This is a genomic window from Streptomyces sp. NBC_00683 (assembly GCF_036226745.1).
In the GTDB taxonomy this organism is placed as follows: Bacteria; Actinomycetota; Actinomycetes; order Streptomycetales; family Streptomycetaceae; genus Streptomyces.
Map to the genome: position 1 here is coordinate 1,225,213 of NZ_CP109013.1, position 16,173 is coordinate 1,241,385.

A 16,173-nucleotide genomic window follows, 5' to 3' on the forward strand; every position below is an offset into this window, starting at 1 on the left:
GCGTCGGCACCAACGGCGCAGGGGCCGGGGAGAGATCCCGCCGGGTCGTTCCGGCGATGCCCGTTCGGGGGCAGGCGGAATACCTCGGGGCGGGCCATCACGGCATCTTCCTGGGCGGCGTGTCCAACGGGCGGTCATGCGACGCAGGGTCGCCAGCCACTCGGAGCAACGCCTCCGGAACGCTTCGTGACTACGTCCAAGGATGCTCACCCCACGGCGTCGACCGCAACACGACTGAGCAAAAACATCAAAGGAACGATCACAGTAGGGGTTCAACTCGCCACACTGCGCCACATGTCGGACGGGGCAATGCGTCGCCCCTTCGCGTACACCCGAAGCCGCCCGCCGGTGAACGGTGCCGCGGGCTCGCCCATCGGACACGACACCGGCGAGAAGTGACCACGGCCACCCTGTGGGTTTCATACGATTCTCACCCGGTGCGCCTACGGTGCTCCTCGTGACCCAGACGACCCCGCCCGGCTGGCATCCAGACCCCGGGTACTCAGGAATCGGCCCCCGCCAGGAACGCTGGTGGGACGGAAGCCGGTGGACCGACCAGCTCCGCATACCGCCCGCGGCCGTCCGGCGCCGTCGGATACGCATCGGCGCCGGCATCGCCGCCGGTGTCGTCGTGCTCGCTGCCGTCGGTGGCGGCGCCTACCTGCTGGGGGACGACTCCGGCGACCGGGCCGGAACCTCCGCCGCGTCCCCCGCGCCCGCACCTTCGGGCGACCCGGACCGCCCGGGCGCACCCGGTGGCGGCGAGGACGGCGAGGACGGCGGCAGCGGGCAGAACCCCCGCGAGCAGGTCCCGACCGAGGAGGGCTACGCGACCGACCTGGCCAGCGGAATCAGCATCCCCGTACCCGACGGATGGACCGGCCAGTCCGGTCCGGTCGGTGCCGGCGTGACCACCGGGGAGTACACCTGCCCCGGCGACGAGAGCCAGAAGTGCGTGCGCGGCGGTGTGTTCTCCGCCCCCGCACAGGCCCTGAAGAACGCGGCGACGACGGCGAAGGCCGCAGCGGAGAAGGACATCACGGCCAACTCCGAGGAGTCGTACGGCGAGGAGATCTACGGCGGGATCACCTCTCACCAGCAGCTCAAGTCCGAGGCGGTCACGGTGGCCGGCCAGAAGGGCTACCTGGTGCGCTGGAAGGTGGTGACGAAGAACGGCGACGACGGGTACGTGCAGTCGCTCGCGTTCCCCTCCCCCAACATCAAGGACATGATCGTCCTGGTCCGCTCCGGATTCGACGTCAACGCCAAGGCGCCGAAGGTCTCCGTCATGGACGACATCACCAAGGGCATCAAGGCCGCGACGGGAACGGGTTCCGGCTCCGGTCAGACAGCCTGAGAAGGCCCCCCGACAGCGCAGAGGCCGTACCGGATCCTTCCGGTACGGCCTCTGCGCTGCGCTACGACTTCGAAGAGTGGAGACGCCGTTCGCCGTTCGCCTCTCGACCGGAGGCACCACCGGCGCCGACGCCCCGGTTCATCGCATCCACCAGATGAGCGCGCCGCCGAGGAGAAGGGCGAGGCAGATGCCGAGGTTGGTGCGCCGGTAGGCGAGGAAGATCGCGACGAACTCACGGATCATCGCGCTGGGCCAGAAGTACGAGGCTGTCGCAGAGCCCACCACATGGCCCCTCACCCCGACCTGCCGTGATGTCATCGCCGCGCGGAACACGTGGTAATTGTTCGTGACGATCACGCAGCGGTAGTCCGGATTCGCCTTCTCCATAATCGATTTGCTGAACCTGAGGTTCTCCTCGGTCGATGCCGAGCGGTCCTCACGCTCGACCAGCTCGGCCGGAAACCCGCGCTCCACGAGGTAGTCGGCCATCGCGTGCGCCTCCGGCAGGTCCTCGTCCGGCCCCTGACCGCCGGAGGTGAGGAGCACCGGCTGCCTCCCTCGCACCGAGAGCCTGGCGTGGACGGCACGGGCCCGTTCGAGACGGCTGGCCAGCAGCGGGGGCACCGAGGAACCGCCCACGAGTCCCGAGCCGAGGACCACCACGTAGTCGGCCCTTCGGCGAATGTGCAGACGCCCGTAGAGGAACGCGTAAGAGATGAAGCAGAGGAAGAGGAACCCGACGTATCCCGCCAGGGCGACAGCTGTTCCCGCCACGACCAGCAACGTGTGGGTGTGGAGGACCCACGCGGCAACCAGCAGCGCAAGCAGCCCCACCAACGCGACGCCTCCCAGCAGTGACAGAAGGTTTGCCGGGCTTCGCCCCTCTTTGCGGATCATGGTCACACCGTTGGAAACCAGAAATCCGGCGAGGACGACGATGCCCAGCGTCGCGAGAACGAGGAGCCCGACGACGACCGATCTGCCCAACTGCTCGTCTTCGCGGATGAGTTCGACCAGCCAGGCGGCCAGCGCGAACACGGCTGCGAGGCCCAGGAACACGGCGTTGCTGAACCGGCGGCGGTCGCGCAGCACTCCGACGCAGAAGGCAAGGAAGAACAGGACCGCGGGAGCGTAGACCACCATGCGCACATGGTAGGTGGGTGCGAAGGCGTCACCGGGCCGGCAGTGCGGCAAAAGCGCTGATCCGCGCGGGTGATCACGGTAGGGGTCGACCGGGCCCGGCACTGCGGGGCCGGCGGATGGACATCTCCGCCGGCCCCGTCGCTCGCAGCGGGTGGGCTCTAGAAGTAGTGCTTGCGCCCGCCGACGCTGCGTCCGCTCGCGCCCAGAATCCACAGGACCGCACCGACCACCACGAGGACGCCACCGACCGTCGTCAGCAACGAGACACCGACCAGCATGCCGATAAGGAGCAATATAGCGCCAAGTACAATCATTTCGATTCCGATCTTCACGTCTGCTTCGGTACGTACGGGCTCTGTACTCGACAGGCCCGCAGCACCCTGTTCCTGTCAGCCGCGCAACCGGTGCCAGGTGGAATCCTGGCCGTCGCGGGATCGGCGGCGGCAGGACGTTTGTCGTGCTCCACCCGTGTGCCCTGCTCCCGGCCGCCCATGCACGCACAGTTCGCGGGCCCTGCGTGGCACCGTCCCGGGCTTCATTCCGGGGTGGGCCGGTGTGCCGGCACGGGGCTACTGTTCCGGGCATGAGCGACATTGATCCCCTGCTGAAGAGGCTGACCGACCGAGTGGAGAGGGAGGGGCTCTCCCTGCCGATCACTCTCGTCGTCAACGGCACCACCATTACCGGAGAGGTGGTGCCGCACGCCGTCTGGGCCGATCACATCGCCGAGCAGCTCGCCGAGTCCGGGAGCCGCGCGAGTGTCTTCTCCACCGACTTCGCGTGGGAGAAGAAACAACCCGAGCGGTTCGGCGACTACGTCCATCTGAACGGCGGCAAGGTCGTCAGCGCAGGATCAGTCTTCCCCGAGCACGGCGGGCTGTTCCGCATAGGACTCGCAGGGGTGAACGGCTGGTTCCTGGGCGAGGTCCAGGTCCACTGACAGCGCGAGCAGTTCGGCGGCCGTCTCTGCTCTAGCGCTGAGGCAGCTCGGCCGAGAGCGGGCCCACCTCGGCCACGGCTTCGCAGAACGCGGCCAGCCCCGTGGCCAGGGCGTCGCGCGTGTCCGGTGTCATGCGGCTCATCGTCAGGCGCAGGGCCCGCTCGCGGCGGCGCCGGATCTCGCGCAAGTGCGCGGTGCCGGCGTCGGTGAGCTGCAGCTGTGTCTCACGGCGGTCTTCGGGGCGAGGGGTCCGGCGCAGGAACCCGGCGGCCTGCAGCCGGTCACAGAGACGGGTGGTCGAGGGGGCGCCCACGTCGAGATGCCGCCGGAGCGTGCTCAGGTTGATCCCGGGCTCACGCTCGATGATGTACATCACTCGGATCTGCGCGGTGGACACGGGTGCCGTGCTCAGGATGTCGCGGCCCTGCTCCCAGGCGTTCTCCAGGAGTTCCAGCACGTGGCTGACCTCAGGCACGTCCATGGGCGCCTGTGACTGGAGGCGAACGGGGTCCTCGCGCATGTGACACTCCCGGTGGAGCACGGTGTGCTCGTTGCGGCTGGTCGTTGTGGGCAGTCGCACGGTGAAGACTAGGTCAAGGAAAGCAGGTCCGGAACCGGTGGAGAGACCCTGGGCGGTCGAGCGCGTGCTGCGTGAAGCCGCGCCGCACGAGATTTTCGACGCACTCCGTGCCCTGATCGAACGCCGGCACCGTGCGGTGTCGGTGGAACTCCTGATGGCCGACTACGCCATGACCGAGCTGCAGTTGGTACGGGTTCTGCCTCACACCGCTCCCCCGATCCCCCTGCTCGGCACAGCTGCGGGCCGCGCTTTCACGACCCAGGAGCCTCACCGTGCCGCTGGCCCCGCGTCCACGGTAACGGTCTTTGTGCCCGTCAGTGTCCGCGGTGACCGGCTCGGGGTGCTGAGCGTCTGCCTGCCGGCCGATGACGACCGCATCGGCGATGACGTACAGCAGGAGCTGCAGGAGAGCGCCGACGCCCTCGCACACGAGATCGTGGTGGCGGAGCGCGACACGGATCTCTTCCTCCAGGCCCGCCGGACCGAGCGCCTGACCCTCGCCGCGGAGATGCAGTGGCAATTGCTCCCGGGACGCTCGTGCTCCCGGCCGGAGTACAGCATCGGCGCCCAGCTCGAGCCTGCCTACGCCATCTTCGGCGACAGCTTCGACTGGTCGGCCTCCGCCGACGACCTCGTCCTCACCGTCAGCAACGGCATGGGCGAAGGAATCGACGCCGCCCTGCTCACCAATCTCGCGGTCAATGCGCTGCGCAACGCCCGACGGGCCGGCCTGGACCTGGCCGGCCAGGCCCTTCTCGCCGACCAGGCGGTCTACGGCCAGCACCAAGGACTCCAGTACCTCTCCACCCTGCTGCTCCGCTTCCACCTCCCGACCGGGAACGTGGAGATCATCGACGCCGGATCCCCCCGGATCTGGCGGCTTCGCGCAGGGGTGGTCGAGCCGGTCGAGTTGAACCCGCAGATCCCCCTGGGGATGTTCGAGGACTCCGTCTACACCCCTCAGCACTTCACCGTCGAGCCCGGCGACCGACTGCTGTTCATCAGCGACGGGGTCTACGACGCTCTGTCCCCCGCGGGTGAGAAATACAGCCTCAACGCCTTGGCGAGGGCGATCACCCGCACGCGTCGGCTGCCCGCTTCACAGGTGCCCCGGGCGATGTTGGAGGAGTTGCTCGGACACCGGGGGCCGGGTCCGGTCGCGGACGATTCCCTTGTGGTGTGCCTGGACTGGCACGGTCGTCCGGAAGCTGTCTGACGGATGCCGACCTGGGCTGCTTCCGCGTGAAGGACTACTGACACTCCCCCTGTGGTTCTCCTGTGAAGGTTCGGACACCGTGGCGTGAATTGCGTACGCAGCATGGCTCTTTCGGGCGATGCCGGGCGGGGGTTCGGTTGCCATGCGGGGGAGGCGTACGAGATGGTTGCCGCAAGGTAATTGTTTTTTCGTCCAGTTGGAAGGTGGTGCGGCCCACCGTAGGCGGGCCCCCCTTCATGGCTTCTACCGAGGGAAACTCCGTTACGAGAACTGAGCAGCGCACCGTGTCCGGAATCTGGGACCTGGCCCCCTACCCCGTGATCGTGGCCGACCAGGTCGGTGCCGTCGCCATGGTGAATCCTGCCGCGGTCTGCCTCCTGGGCGACGTGCTGCCGGGGACGCGCATGGAGGAGGCCGTTCCGGACTGGCTGGCGCGGGCCCATCAGGAGACGTTGGTGCATGCCGGGCTCCCGACGCAGAGCTCTCAGGACGCAGCGGCTCTCCGCTCGGTTTCCGGGCGGATCTCGGCGCAGAGCTTCGAGGCGCATCCCACCTGGGGCCAGGACGGGAACGTGGTGTGGTGGCTGGTCGACGACACCGACCGGCGGCTCGCCGAGGAAGCGCTCGCCGCGGAGCGGGAACGCACCATGTTCCTCGCGGAGGCGTCCAACGTGCTGCTGGCTTCGCTGAACACGGACCGGTGCATGCGCGCCACCGCTCGGCTCGCCTCGGAGTACCTGGCCGACGTCGCTGTGGTCGTCGCCCCCGCGTCCGGCCAGAAGCTGCCCGTGGCGCACGCCGCCCCGGGCCAGGACGTCACCCGCACCCTCGTCGCCGCGGACGCCGCGCAGGTCCCGGGTCTCAGCGAAGCGCTGCAGGGGTTTCCGCCCGTACCCTCCCGGTGGATCGATCCGGCGGCCCTGCCCGACTGGGTGCTTCCCGAGGACTTCACCGGAACGATCGGGTCGGTCGTGGTCACTCCCCTGCCCGGCCACGGTGTGCCCGCCGGGGCCCTGATCCTGCTGCGCGGGACAGCGCAGAGCGGCTTCACGGAGAACGAGGAGGTCTTCGCCCGGCTCTTCGCCGCCCGGGCCGGCGCCGCCCTCTCGGCAGCCCGGCTCTATGCCGAGCAGAACGACATCACGCAGACCCTCATGCGGGACCTGCTGCCGCCGCGGCTCCACCGTGTGAACGGTGTCGAGTTCGCCGGCGCCTACCAGCCGGCCGGCGACAGGGAACGCGTGGGCGGGGACTTCTACGACGTCCACCCCGGCAGCACCGACTCCGAAGCCTCCCTCGTCATTCTCGGCGACGTCTGCGGCAAAGGTCTGGACGCGGCCGTCCTGACCGGCAAGATCCGCAACACCATGCAGGCGCTCATGCCCATGGCGGAGGATCACGAACGGATGCTGCAGCTCCTCAACGGCGCACTCCTCAACTCCCACCACACGCGCTTCGCGACCATGGTCATGGCCTCGGTCCGGCGCACGAAGAACCAGGTCCGACTGCGTCTCACCTCGGCCGGCCATCCTGCCCCGCTGCTGGTGCGGACCGACGGCAGCGTCGAGGAGATCCGGACCCGCGGCACCCTGGTCGGCGCCCTCCCGCACATCGAGGCGAAATCCGTCGAGGCGGTCCTCCTTCCCGGAGAGACGTGCCTGCTCTACACCGACGGCATCACCGAGGCCAGGGGCGGACCGCTCGGCGACGAGATGTTCGGCGAGGAGCGCCTGAAGCGGGCGCTGTCGCAGTGCGCCGACATGCCCGGTGAGGCCGTCGTCGAGCACATCCAGATGCTGGCCGCGCAGTGGCTGCGCAGCGGCCGCCACGACGACATGGCGGTGGTGGCGATCACCGCACCCCGTACCACCCACCTGAGCGCGGTGAACGGCCACACACGGGGCAGGTACACCGCATGAACGTGATGACCGAGCGGAGCCACGAACTCCGGACGTTGCGGGACCAACTGTGGGCGGCCGTGACCCGCCGGGACGAGCACGGGGCCGTAGACGTCGTGTTCACTGCCCTGGAAAACGGGATGGAGGCCGAGAACGCCCTGCTGGACCTCATCGCACCCGTGCAGGCGAAAGTCGGCTCCGAGTGGGCGGCCAACCGGCTCACCGTCGCCCAGGAACACGCCGCGAGCGCCATCACCGAGCGCGTCATCGCAGCCCTCGCCCATCGCCCCGCAGCCCGGCCCACGCCCCGACTCGGCCGTGTCACGGTCGCTTGCGTGGACCAGGAATGGCACGTCCTCCCCGCCCGCCTCCTCGCCGAGGTCCTCACTCTCAGGGGCTGGCAGGTCGACTTCCTCGGTGCCCAGGTGCCCACCCCGCACCTCATCGCCCACCTGCACAGCAGCGGGGCAGACGCCGTAGCCCTCTCCTCCACCCTGCCCACCCGGCTGCCCGCGGCTCACGCCGCGATCAGCGCGTGCAAAGCCGTCGGCGTACCTGTCCTGGCCGGCGGCGCCGCCTTCGGGCCCGACGGCCGCTACGCCCGCAGACTGGGCGCCAACGCCTGGGCCGCCGACGCGCGCAGCGGAGCTCAGCAGCTCGCGGACGGGATCCCCATGCACAGCCTCACCGAAGGCCGGCAGCAGTTCGACGACCTTCCGCACCTCGCCGACCAGGAGTACACCCTGGTCGCCCGCGCCCAGGGTCAGCTCGTCAAGCAGGTACTGGCACACCTGGAGGAGCGCATTCCCGCCATGGCCTCCTACACCGACCAGCAACGCGAACGCACCGCCGAGGACATCGCCCACATCGTCGAGTTCCTGGCCGGCTCCCTGTACGTCGACGACGACGACCTGTTCACCACCTTCATGACCTGGACCGCGGGCATCCTCTCCGCACGCCGGGTCCCCGCCCGGTCGCTGGATCCCGCCCTGGACGCCCTTGCCACCGAGCTCAAGGACTTCCCCCGTGCCACGCGTCTGCTGAACCGGGCCCAACTCGCCCTGGACGGCGCCATCACCACCACCGGCCGACACCCCGGAGCCTTCGCATGACCGCACAGCCCAGCCGGCCCTTCACCCTCGTCGTCGAAGCAGGGCCGGGCACCGCACGCCTCCATCTCGTCGGCGACCTCGACTACGACACCAGCGGAGAACTCACCCGCCAGGCCGACGTCTGCCTGACCGAGATTCCCGACCTGCGCGAGCTGCACCTCGACTGCGCACGGCTCCGGGTGTGCGACTCCATGGGCGTCGCCACGCTCCTGATGATCCACCGCCGGACCAGCGCCCGGAAGACAGCGCTCCATCTGGACAACCCCCCGCCCTTCCTGGAACGCATCCTCGACCTCACGGGCATCCGGCAGCTCTTCGTGCACGCGCCCGCGTCCGAGCAGGACGAGCAGACACACACGAACGAAGCTGGGCCCACCTCGCACCCGCCCACCGCTCCGACGCGCAGGCCCACCGTCTGACCGGACGCCGGACTCTCGGCTTCCGCCCGCGCTCCTCCAGGGACGACACCGGATGAGTTAGCCCCCTCGCGATCGGGGCAGGAGCAATTCACCGGAGCAAAGCGTCACAGCGATGGGGGTTCAGAACATGAGTCGGCCGCACATCACGAGGGAACGACGAAGCGAGCACGCCCGGCGCACCACGCGTCCGGCCACGGCTGCACAAGCACGCGACGACATGCGCGAGTTCTTCTCGGAGCTGTCGCCCGCCCCCAGCCAGGAGTGCGTCGACAACGCGGCCCTGGTGGTCTCCGAGCTGGTGACGAACGCGCTACGGCACGCGGGGGGCCTCACCGCGATGAGCCTGGCCGCGGATCCGGTCACGCTGGAGATCGTCGTGCGGGACCCGAGCCACGCACCGCCGCGCGAGCGCCCGCCGGACCTGAGCGGGGGTGGGGGCGGATTCGGCTGGCCCCTGGTCCGGTCCCTCGCCCGCACGGTCACCGTCGATCCCTCCGGGCGCGGCGGCAAGTGCGTACGCGCCGTCCTCAGCCGGTGACCCGACCCGTCGATCGACGTCGAGGTGCGTCACACAGGCCCGGTCCGCAAGCGGCCACGGAAAATCGAAAGACCGTACCGGAATCACTCCGATACGGCCTCTGATCTGCGACTCTTTCGAGTCGGGACGACAGGATTTGAACCTGCGACCCCTTGACCCCCAGTCAAGTGCGCTACCAAGCTGCGCCACGTCCCGTTGCCCGTCTGACCTGGTCTTTTCCCCTGGCCGAACGCGCATGAGAACAATACCGCACTTGGACGGGTGGTCACGAACCGTTTCCCGCCCTTGACCTCAACCATGCTTGATGTTCAACGCTGGGCGGCATGACGAACACGACTGCCGCCGCGCCGGTCCACGGGTACAGCGACCTGAACCGGCTGATGAGCCTGATGACGGGTGACGAGAAGCACGGGCCCGCCGCGACGTCCACACTCGACGCCCTCTGGGTGCTGTACGACCGGGTGCTGCGGGTCTCGCCCGGCAGCGTCGACTCCCCCGACCGCGACCGGCTCCTGCTCTCGAAGGGCCACGGGCCGATGGCGTACTACGCCGTGCTGGCCGCACGCGGCTTCTTCGGCGAGGAGCTCCTCCCGGGCTTCGGGTCGTACGACTCACCGCTCGGGCACCACCCCGACCGGCTGCTGGTACCGGGAGCCGAGATCGGCAGCGGGTCCCTCGGGCACGGACTCCCCCTCGCCGTGGGCAGTGTGCTGGGGCTCCGGGCGCAGGGGCTGACCGACCCGCGTGTCTGGGTCCTGACCGGGGACGCGGAGCTGGACGAGGGCAGCAATCACGAGGCGATCGCCTACGCCGGACCGGCCGGCCTCGACCAGCTCCACACCCTGGTGATCGACAACGCCTCCGCCTCCCACGCCAGGCCCGGGGGCATCGCCGCACGGTTCGAGGCCGCCGGCTGGTCGGTCCTGAGTGTGGACGGCCGGGACCACGAGGCGCTGTACGACGCCTTCACCGCGCCGCATCCAGGCAGGCCGCACGCCGTGATCGCCCGCGTGACGCCCAAGCGCTGAACACCCCGCCCCGAGCAGGACGACGCCGAGACAGGACAACGGAGACACTTCTTATGGACACCATGCGTGACCGGTTCATCGACACCACTTCGCGACTGCTGGACGAGGACCCCCGCCTCGCCCTGGTGCTCGCCGAGATCAGCCGGGACGGTTTCGACCGGGCCGAGCGGACGCACCCGGACCGGGTGATCAACGTGGGGATCAGGGAACAGCTGCTCATCGGGGCAGGAGCCGGAATGGCCCTGACCGGGATGCGGCCGCTCATGCACACGTTCGCCAGCTTTCTCGTGGAGCGGCCCTTCGAGCAGGTGAAGCTGGACCTGGGGCACCAGGGGGTCGGCGGTGTGCTGGTCAGCGCCGGGGCCTCGTACGACTGGCCGGCCGGGGGCTTCACCCATATGTCACCGGGCGACATCGCCCTCCTGGACACACTCGACGGCTGGACGGTGCACGTGCCGGGCCACCCGGACGAGGCCGAGGCGCTCGTGCGGCAGGCAGTCGCGGCGGACGGCCGCGTGTACGTGCGCCTCTCCCTCCAGTCCAACGGGAAGGGCCGCCCCGTCGGCGGGACCGGCTTCGGCACGGTCCGGGAAGGAAAGGGCGGCGTGGTGATCGCCGTGGGACCGATGCTCGACAACGTGCTCGCGGCGACGCAGGACCTGGATCTGACCGTGCTGTACGCGACCACGGTGCGGCCCTTCGACGCGGCGGGACTGCGCCGGGCGGCCGGCGCGGGCCCCACCGCCGACGTCGTGGTCGTCGAGCCCTACCTGGCGGGTACGTCCACGGCTGCGGCGGGCGACGCACTCGTCGACCTGCCCCACCGCGTCCTCGGACTCGGGGTGGGCCGGGCCGAGCTGCGCAAGTACGGACAGCAGGCGGAACACCTGGCGGCGCACGGCCTGGATCCTCGCGGCCTGCGGCAGCGGATCACGGAGTTCCTGACTCCCTGAGTGCCCCTCAGCCGCCGGCAGCGGGCGGAACGCTCAGCTCCGGGTGGGCGTCGAGAAGCTTGCGCGGGGCGGCCTGCCGCCAGGAGTCGGTGAGGACGGCGGTCAGCTCGGCCGCGTCCTCCAGGGCGGCGAGCCGCACCCGCAGCCAGGCGTAGTTGTCGTCGTGGCCCTCGCGGACGAAGAACTTCTCCGGCTCGGAGGCGATCAGCTCGGCCCGGTCCTCGACCGGGCACTTCACACCCATGGTGGTGTCGTCGTCGCCCAGCGCGGCGAAGATCTTGCCCGCCACCCGGAAGGTGGGCTGCCCCCAGGCGAGCTTCTCGGCCGTGTCGGGCAGGGCCAGTGCGATGGTGCGTACATCGTCGGCGGTGGTGGTCATCGACGGTCCCCGTTCCGGTGGGTTCCAGCGGCTGCGGTCGATCCGACCGTAGCGTCCGGCACCGACAATCAGGGGAAGTCCCACCGGGCGCTGCCGACCCATTGACCCCGCCGAAGACGTGAACCTACTCTGAACAACGCACTCCAGAAAGCGCTTTCTACACCCCACAGTCGGCTTCAACCGCACAGGGAGCGCCCAATGATGAGCAGCCGCCCGTTACGGAGCAGTCCCGCGTCCCACGCCCTCCCCCCGCCCCTCATCGCCCTCACCGCACTACTGGCGCTGATCCTCGGTCTGCTCGTGGCCTCGCCGCCAAGAGCCCAGGCAGCGCCGTTCCGCGTTCTGGTGTACTCCGAGGTCACGAACTTCACCCACGACTCGATTCCCGCCGGGATCGAAGCGGTCAGGAAACTCGGCGCCGAGAACGGATTCGAGGTCGAGGCGACGGACGACTCGGCCGTCTTCAACGACACGGATCTCGCCCGCTTCCAGGCGATCGTGTTCAACAACACCAACTCCACGCCGGAGAAGGGTGACTTGCTGACCGCCGACGAACGCGCCGCCCTGCAGAAGTACATCCGGGCGGGTGGCGGCTGGGTCGGTCTGCACGCAGCGTCCGCCAGTGAGCGCGACTGGGACTGGTACGAGGGTCTCGTCGGTGCCATCTTCGACCAGCACCCGGCGGTTCAGACCGGCCGCGTCAAGGTCCTCGACCACGCGCACCCCTCGACCAAGGACCTTCCCGACCTCTGGGAACGTACCGAGGAGTGGTACAACTGGCGCACAAATCCGACCTCCAAGGTGCACACCCTCGCGCAGATCAAGGTACGCGACGGCATCGACGGCCTCGACGAGGGTGTGGACCATCCGTGGTCCTGGTGCCAGAACTACGACGGCGGCCGTTCCTGGTTCACCGCGGGCGGCCATGCGGCCTCGGCCTTCCAGGAGGAGGGCTTCGTCAAGCACCTGCTGGGCGGCATCGAATGGGCCGCGGGCGCCAAGCAGGGTGACTGCACGGCCACCCGGACGGGCTCGTTCCAGCGCACTCCGCTGGCCACCAGCGATCTCGCCGACCCGTTCGAACTGGCCGTCGCCCCCGACCGACGGGTGTTCTTCGCCCAGCGCACCGGAAAGCTCAAGGTCATCGACCAGGAGACCATGAAGGTGTCCACGGCGCTGGACTTCGCGTACACACCGGAGATGACCAGTCAGTCGGACGGCCTCCTCGGCCTCACGCTCGATCCCGGGTTCGCCGAGAACAACTGGCTCTATCTGCTGCATTCCGACAAGACCGAGAAACGGCTCAACCTCTCCCGCTTCACCGTCTCCGGGAACACCGTCGATCCCGCGTCCGAGAAGCGCCTGCTGACCATTCCGACGCTCCGGGGTGAGGGCAGGGCCAACTCCCACATGGCCGGTTCGCTGACCTTCGACAAGGCCGGAAATCTGTACGCGGCGACGGGCGACAACACGGACCCGTTCGCCTCCGACGGCTTCGCGCCCATCGACGAGGGCGAAGGCCGCCGCGCCTGGGACGCACAGGGCACCTCCGGCAACACGAACGACTTGCGGGGCAAGGTTCTCCGGATCACTCCGCAGGACGACGGCACCTACACCGTGCCCGAGGGCAATCTCTTCGCACCGGGCACGGACAGGACCCGCCCGGAGATCTATGCGATGGGCATGCGCAATCCGTTCCGGATCACGACGGACCCGCTGAGCGGTGCGCTGATGGTCGCGGACTACGGCCCCGACGCCAGGCAGGCCGTCGCGGGACGCGGGCCCGAGGGGACGGTCGAGTACACCCGGATCACCGAGGCGGGCAACTTCGGCTGGCCGTACTGCACCGGCAACAACACCCCGTTCAACGACTACGACTTCACGACGAAGACCTCGGGTCCGGCCTTCGACTGCGACGCGCTCGTCAACGACTCGCCGAACAACACGGGTCTGCGCGAACTGCCGCCCGCCCAGCCGGCCACCGTCTGGTACGCCTACTCCGCGTCCGCCGAATTCCCGGAGCTCGGCACCGGGGGCGGTGGCCCGATGAGCGGCCCCGTCTACGACTACGACCCGAAGAACACCTACCGCACCAAGTTCCCCGAGTACTTCGAAGGAAAGTGGCTCAACTACGAGCTGACCCGCCGCTGGTTCAAGACCTTCTCCTTCCAGCGGGAGAGCCAGACGTTCTCGGATCCGAGGTTCGCTCCCGTGGCGGCCGGCGATCTCCAGTCCGTCAACGGCGTCTTCGCGGACATGGAGTGGAACCAGCCCTTCGACGCCGACTTCGGCCCGGACGGGGCGCTGTACGTCATCGACTTCGGTCTCGGCAGCGGTACGGGCCGCGGCGGCAGCAACGAGGGTGCGGGCATCTACCGCATCGACTACGTCGGTGACGGCCGACTGCCCGACGCGAAGATCACCACCGACCGTGACAACGGCTCAGCACCCCTGACCGTCGCGTTCTCCAGCGCCGGATCCGGACTCCCGGGCGAGCAACCGGTCACGTACGCCTGGGACTTCGACGGCAACGGCAGCACCGACTCGACGGAGGCGAACCCCTCGTACACCTACCGGACCAAGGGCCTGTTCACGGCGCACCTCACGGTCACCGGGCCGGGCGGCCTGACGGCGCTCGCGGTCCAGGACATCACCGTCGGCAACAACAGACCGCAGGTGACGATCCAACAGCCTCCGGACGGTGGGATGTTCAGCTTCGGCGACACCATTCCCTTCACCGTGAAGGTGAAGGACGAGGAGGACGGCCGGGACGCCCCGATCGACTGCTCACGCGTCGTGGTGCAGTCCCAGCTCGGCCACGACACGCATCTGCACCCTCTCGACAACTACACGGGGTGCACGGGTGAGATCGTCACGGACGCCGGTGACAGCCACGGGCCGGGCCAGAACCTCTATTACGGGATCACCGCGCAGTACACGGACAAGGGTGCCGCGGACTCCCCCGCGCTCACCGGCTCGACCTCACTGACGCTGCGCACCGCGTTCCGGGAGGCCGAGCACTTCACCTCGACCGGAGGCACGCACGACGGTGTCGTGGTCGCCGACCGCGCGGACGCCTCGGGCGGCAAGCGGCTGACGGAGATCGAGGACGGCGACTGGGTCGCCTTCGATCCGGTGAACCTCAAGAACATCACGTCGGTGACGGTCGGTGCGGCTTCCGGCGGTCTCGGCGGGACGGTCGAATTCCGGGCCGGTTCACCGGCCGGCCGGCTCCTCGGCTCGGTGACCGTCCCGAACACCGGCGGCTGGGGCACGGTCGTGTCGCCGACGACGGCCCTCGCGAACCCGGGCAGCAGCACGAAGCTGTACGCGGTGTTCACCAACCCCGTGTGGAGCAGCGAGAAGGCCGATCTGTTCGCGGTCGACTGGCTGCATTTCAACGGCTCCGGCGTGGAGAGGAAGCCCGGCACGAAGGTCGGTGTGAAGGCGGCCCCGGCCGACGGTGGCGCGCCGCTCGCGGTGTCGCTGAGCAGTGTGGTCGAGCCGGTGAGCGGGCGCACGATCGCCTCGTACCACTGGGACTTCGGCGACAACACGGATCCGGCCGCCCCGGAGGGCGCGACCGCCACGCACACCTATGCCCGCGCGGGTGCGTACACCGCGCATCTGACGGTGACCGACGACAAGGGCGACACCAGCACCGGATCGGTCCGCATCGACGTGAGTGGAGGCGAGTGACGGCATGAACGGCACACGAAGAGCGTTTCTCGGTTCGGCCCTGGGCGTCGCCGCAGCCGCGGCGGTGGGTACGGGGACGGCGTGGGCCGCACCGTCCGGCTGCCGCAGGCGCATCCCCCCGTCCGGCATCGGTATGCACCTGTACACGATGCGTACGCCGCTGGCCTCGGACTTCGGGGGCACCCTGGAGCGGCTCGCCGAGATCGGCTACGCCACGGTCGGGGTGAGCGGGCGGCACGGCAACAGTGCGGCGGACATCCGCCGCATGCTCGACGGGACCGGGCTCGAAGCGGTCCTCGAACACGTCGCGTACGACATCGTGAAGGGTGCGGGGCTGCCGCAGGCCCTGGAGGACATCCACACGCTGGGCGGCCGGTGGATCGTGGTGCCCAGCCTGCCGGGGTCCCTGCACTCACCGGCCGGATACCGGGAAGTGGCCCGGGAGTTCAACAGGGTGGGTCAGGTCGCGCGCGAGGCCGGGCTGAAACTGCTCTACCACAATCACGGCAGCGATCACGAGGTCGTGGACGGGGTGAGCCTGTACGACATCCTGCTCGCCGAGACCGATCCCGAACTGGTCGGCTTCGAACTGGACCTGTACTGGGCGGCGAACGGCGGCGCCTCGGCTCCGGGTGAGCTCTTCGTCCGCCATCCCAGGCGTTTCCCCGCGCTCCATGTGAAGGACATGGCGCCCGACGGGGACTTCGAGGATGTCGGGTCGGGCGTGCTGGACTTCCCGGCGATGTTCGACACGGCTCGGCGGGGCGGGGTGAAGCAGTGGCTGGTGGAGCACGACGCGCCGGCTGACCCGTTCGCCTCGGCACTCGCCAGCTATACGTATCTGTCGCGACTGCGGTACTGAGGCGGGCCCGGTCCGGCCCCGGGAGACCGGGGCCGGACCGGGCTGCTCC

14 protein-coding genes and 1 tRNA gene are annotated in these 16,173 nt (G+C 69.3%); 11 read left to right on the forward strand and 4 right to left on the reverse strand.

Going from position 1 to position 16,173, the window contains the following annotated elements; genetic code table 11:
- The first annotated feature begins 457 nt into the window (after positions 1-457).
- Positions 458-1,357: a DUF2510 domain-containing protein gene (locus OG257_RS05500; RefSeq protein ID WP_329205240.1), complete on the forward strand. Its 900-nt coding sequence runs from the start codon at positions 458-460 to the stop codon at positions 1,355-1,357.
- A 138-nt stretch (positions 1,358-1,495) separates the two neighbouring features.
- On the opposite strand, the gene OG257_RS05505 is transcribed toward OG257_RS05500, so the two are convergent.
- Positions 1,496-2,500, reverse strand: a complete 1,005-nt coding sequence (locus tag OG257_RS05505; RefSeq protein ID WP_329205242.1) for a YdcF family protein — start codon at positions 2,498-2,500, stop codon at positions 1,496-1,498.
- A gap of 583 nt (positions 2,501-3,083) precedes the next feature.
- Here OG257_RS05505 and OG257_RS05510 point away from each other — a divergent pair.
- Positions 3,084-3,440 (forward strand): hypothetical protein, encoded by a 357-nt coding sequence (locus OG257_RS05510; protein WP_329205244.1) that lies wholly within the window; start codon positions 3,084-3,086, stop codon positions 3,438-3,440.
- A 31-nt stretch (positions 3,441-3,471) separates the two neighbouring features.
- On the opposite strand, the gene OG257_RS05515 is transcribed toward OG257_RS05510, so the two are convergent.
- Positions 3,472-4,020: a MarR family winged helix-turn-helix transcriptional regulator gene (locus OG257_RS05515; protein ID WP_329205246.1), complete on the reverse strand. Its 549-nt coding sequence runs from the start codon at positions 4,018-4,020 to the stop codon at positions 3,472-3,474.
- 37 nt (positions 4,021-4,057) lie between these two features.
- Between OG257_RS05515 and OG257_RS05520 the strand changes: the two genes are divergently transcribed.
- From OG257_RS05520 to OG257_RS05540, 5 genes are all read left to right on the forward strand, one after another.
- The gene (locus OG257_RS05520) at positions 4,058-5,236 is read left to right on the forward strand and encodes a PP2C family protein-serine/threonine phosphatase (RefSeq protein ID WP_329205247.1); all 1,179 of its coding nucleotides are present in this window, start codon (positions 4,058-4,060) and stop codon (positions 5,234-5,236) included.
- A 236-nt stretch (positions 5,237-5,472) separates the two neighbouring features.
- Positions 5,473-7,155, forward strand: a complete 1,683-nt coding sequence (locus tag OG257_RS05525; RefSeq protein ID WP_443054299.1) for a PP2C family protein-serine/threonine phosphatase — start codon at positions 5,473-5,475, stop codon at positions 7,153-7,155.
- The gene (locus OG257_RS05530; protein WP_443054300.1) at positions 7,152-8,246 is read left to right on the forward strand and encodes a cobalamin B12-binding domain-containing protein; all 1,095 of its coding nucleotides are present in this window, start codon (positions 7,152-7,154) and stop codon (positions 8,244-8,246) included. Before OG257_RS05525 ends, OG257_RS05530 begins: the two co-directional genes overlap by 4 nt.
- Positions 8,243-8,665, forward strand: coding sequence for an STAS domain-containing protein (locus OG257_RS05535; RefSeq protein WP_329205249.1), 423 nt, complete (start codon positions 8,243-8,245; stop codon positions 8,663-8,665). The genes OG257_RS05530 and OG257_RS05535 overlap by 4 nt, the downstream gene beginning before the upstream one ends.
- A 127-nt stretch (positions 8,666-8,792) precedes the next feature.
- Positions 8,793-9,203, forward strand: coding sequence for an ATP-binding protein (locus tag OG257_RS05540; RefSeq protein ID WP_329205250.1), 411 nt, complete (start codon positions 8,793-8,795; stop codon positions 9,201-9,203).
- A gap of 121 nt (positions 9,204-9,324) precedes the next feature.
- Here the strand turns inward: OG257_RS05540 and OG257_RS05545 are convergent.
- Positions 9,325-9,398 (reverse strand) — tRNA-Pro (locus tag OG257_RS05545).
- 128 nt (positions 9,399-9,526) lie between these two features.
- On the opposite strand from OG257_RS05545, the gene OG257_RS05550 reads away from it, so the two are divergent.
- Entirely contained in the window at positions 9,527-10,231 is a 705-nt protein-coding gene (locus OG257_RS05550; RefSeq protein ID WP_329205252.1) for a transketolase, read from the forward strand.
- Between the two features lie 53 nt (positions 10,232-10,284).
- On the forward strand, positions 10,285-11,184 hold the full coding sequence (locus OG257_RS05555; protein ID WP_329205254.1) for a transketolase family protein: 900 nt from the start codon (positions 10,285-10,287) through the stop codon (positions 11,182-11,184).
- 7 nt (positions 11,185-11,191) lie between these two features.
- On the opposite strand, the gene OG257_RS05560 is transcribed toward OG257_RS05555, so the two are convergent.
- Complete coding sequence (locus OG257_RS05560; protein WP_329205256.1) at positions 11,192-11,563, reverse strand: MmcQ/YjbR family DNA-binding protein; 372 nt, start codon at positions 11,561-11,563, stop codon at positions 11,192-11,194.
- 201 nt (positions 11,564-11,764) lie between these two features.
- Here OG257_RS05560 and OG257_RS05565 point away from each other — a divergent pair, with 201 nt between their 5' ends.
- Both OG257_RS05565 and OG257_RS05570 read left to right on the forward strand, forming a co-directional pair.
- Positions 11,765-15,262, forward strand: coding sequence for a ThuA domain-containing protein (locus tag OG257_RS05565; protein ID WP_329214915.1), 3,498 nt, complete (start codon positions 11,765-11,767; stop codon positions 15,260-15,262).
- 4 nt (positions 15,263-15,266) lie between these two features.
- The gene (locus OG257_RS05570) at positions 15,267-16,124 is read left to right on the forward strand and encodes a sugar phosphate isomerase/epimerase family protein (protein ID WP_329205258.1); all 858 of its coding nucleotides are present in this window, start codon (positions 15,267-15,269) and stop codon (positions 16,122-16,124) included.
- Positions 16,125-16,173: the final 49 nt, after the last annotated feature.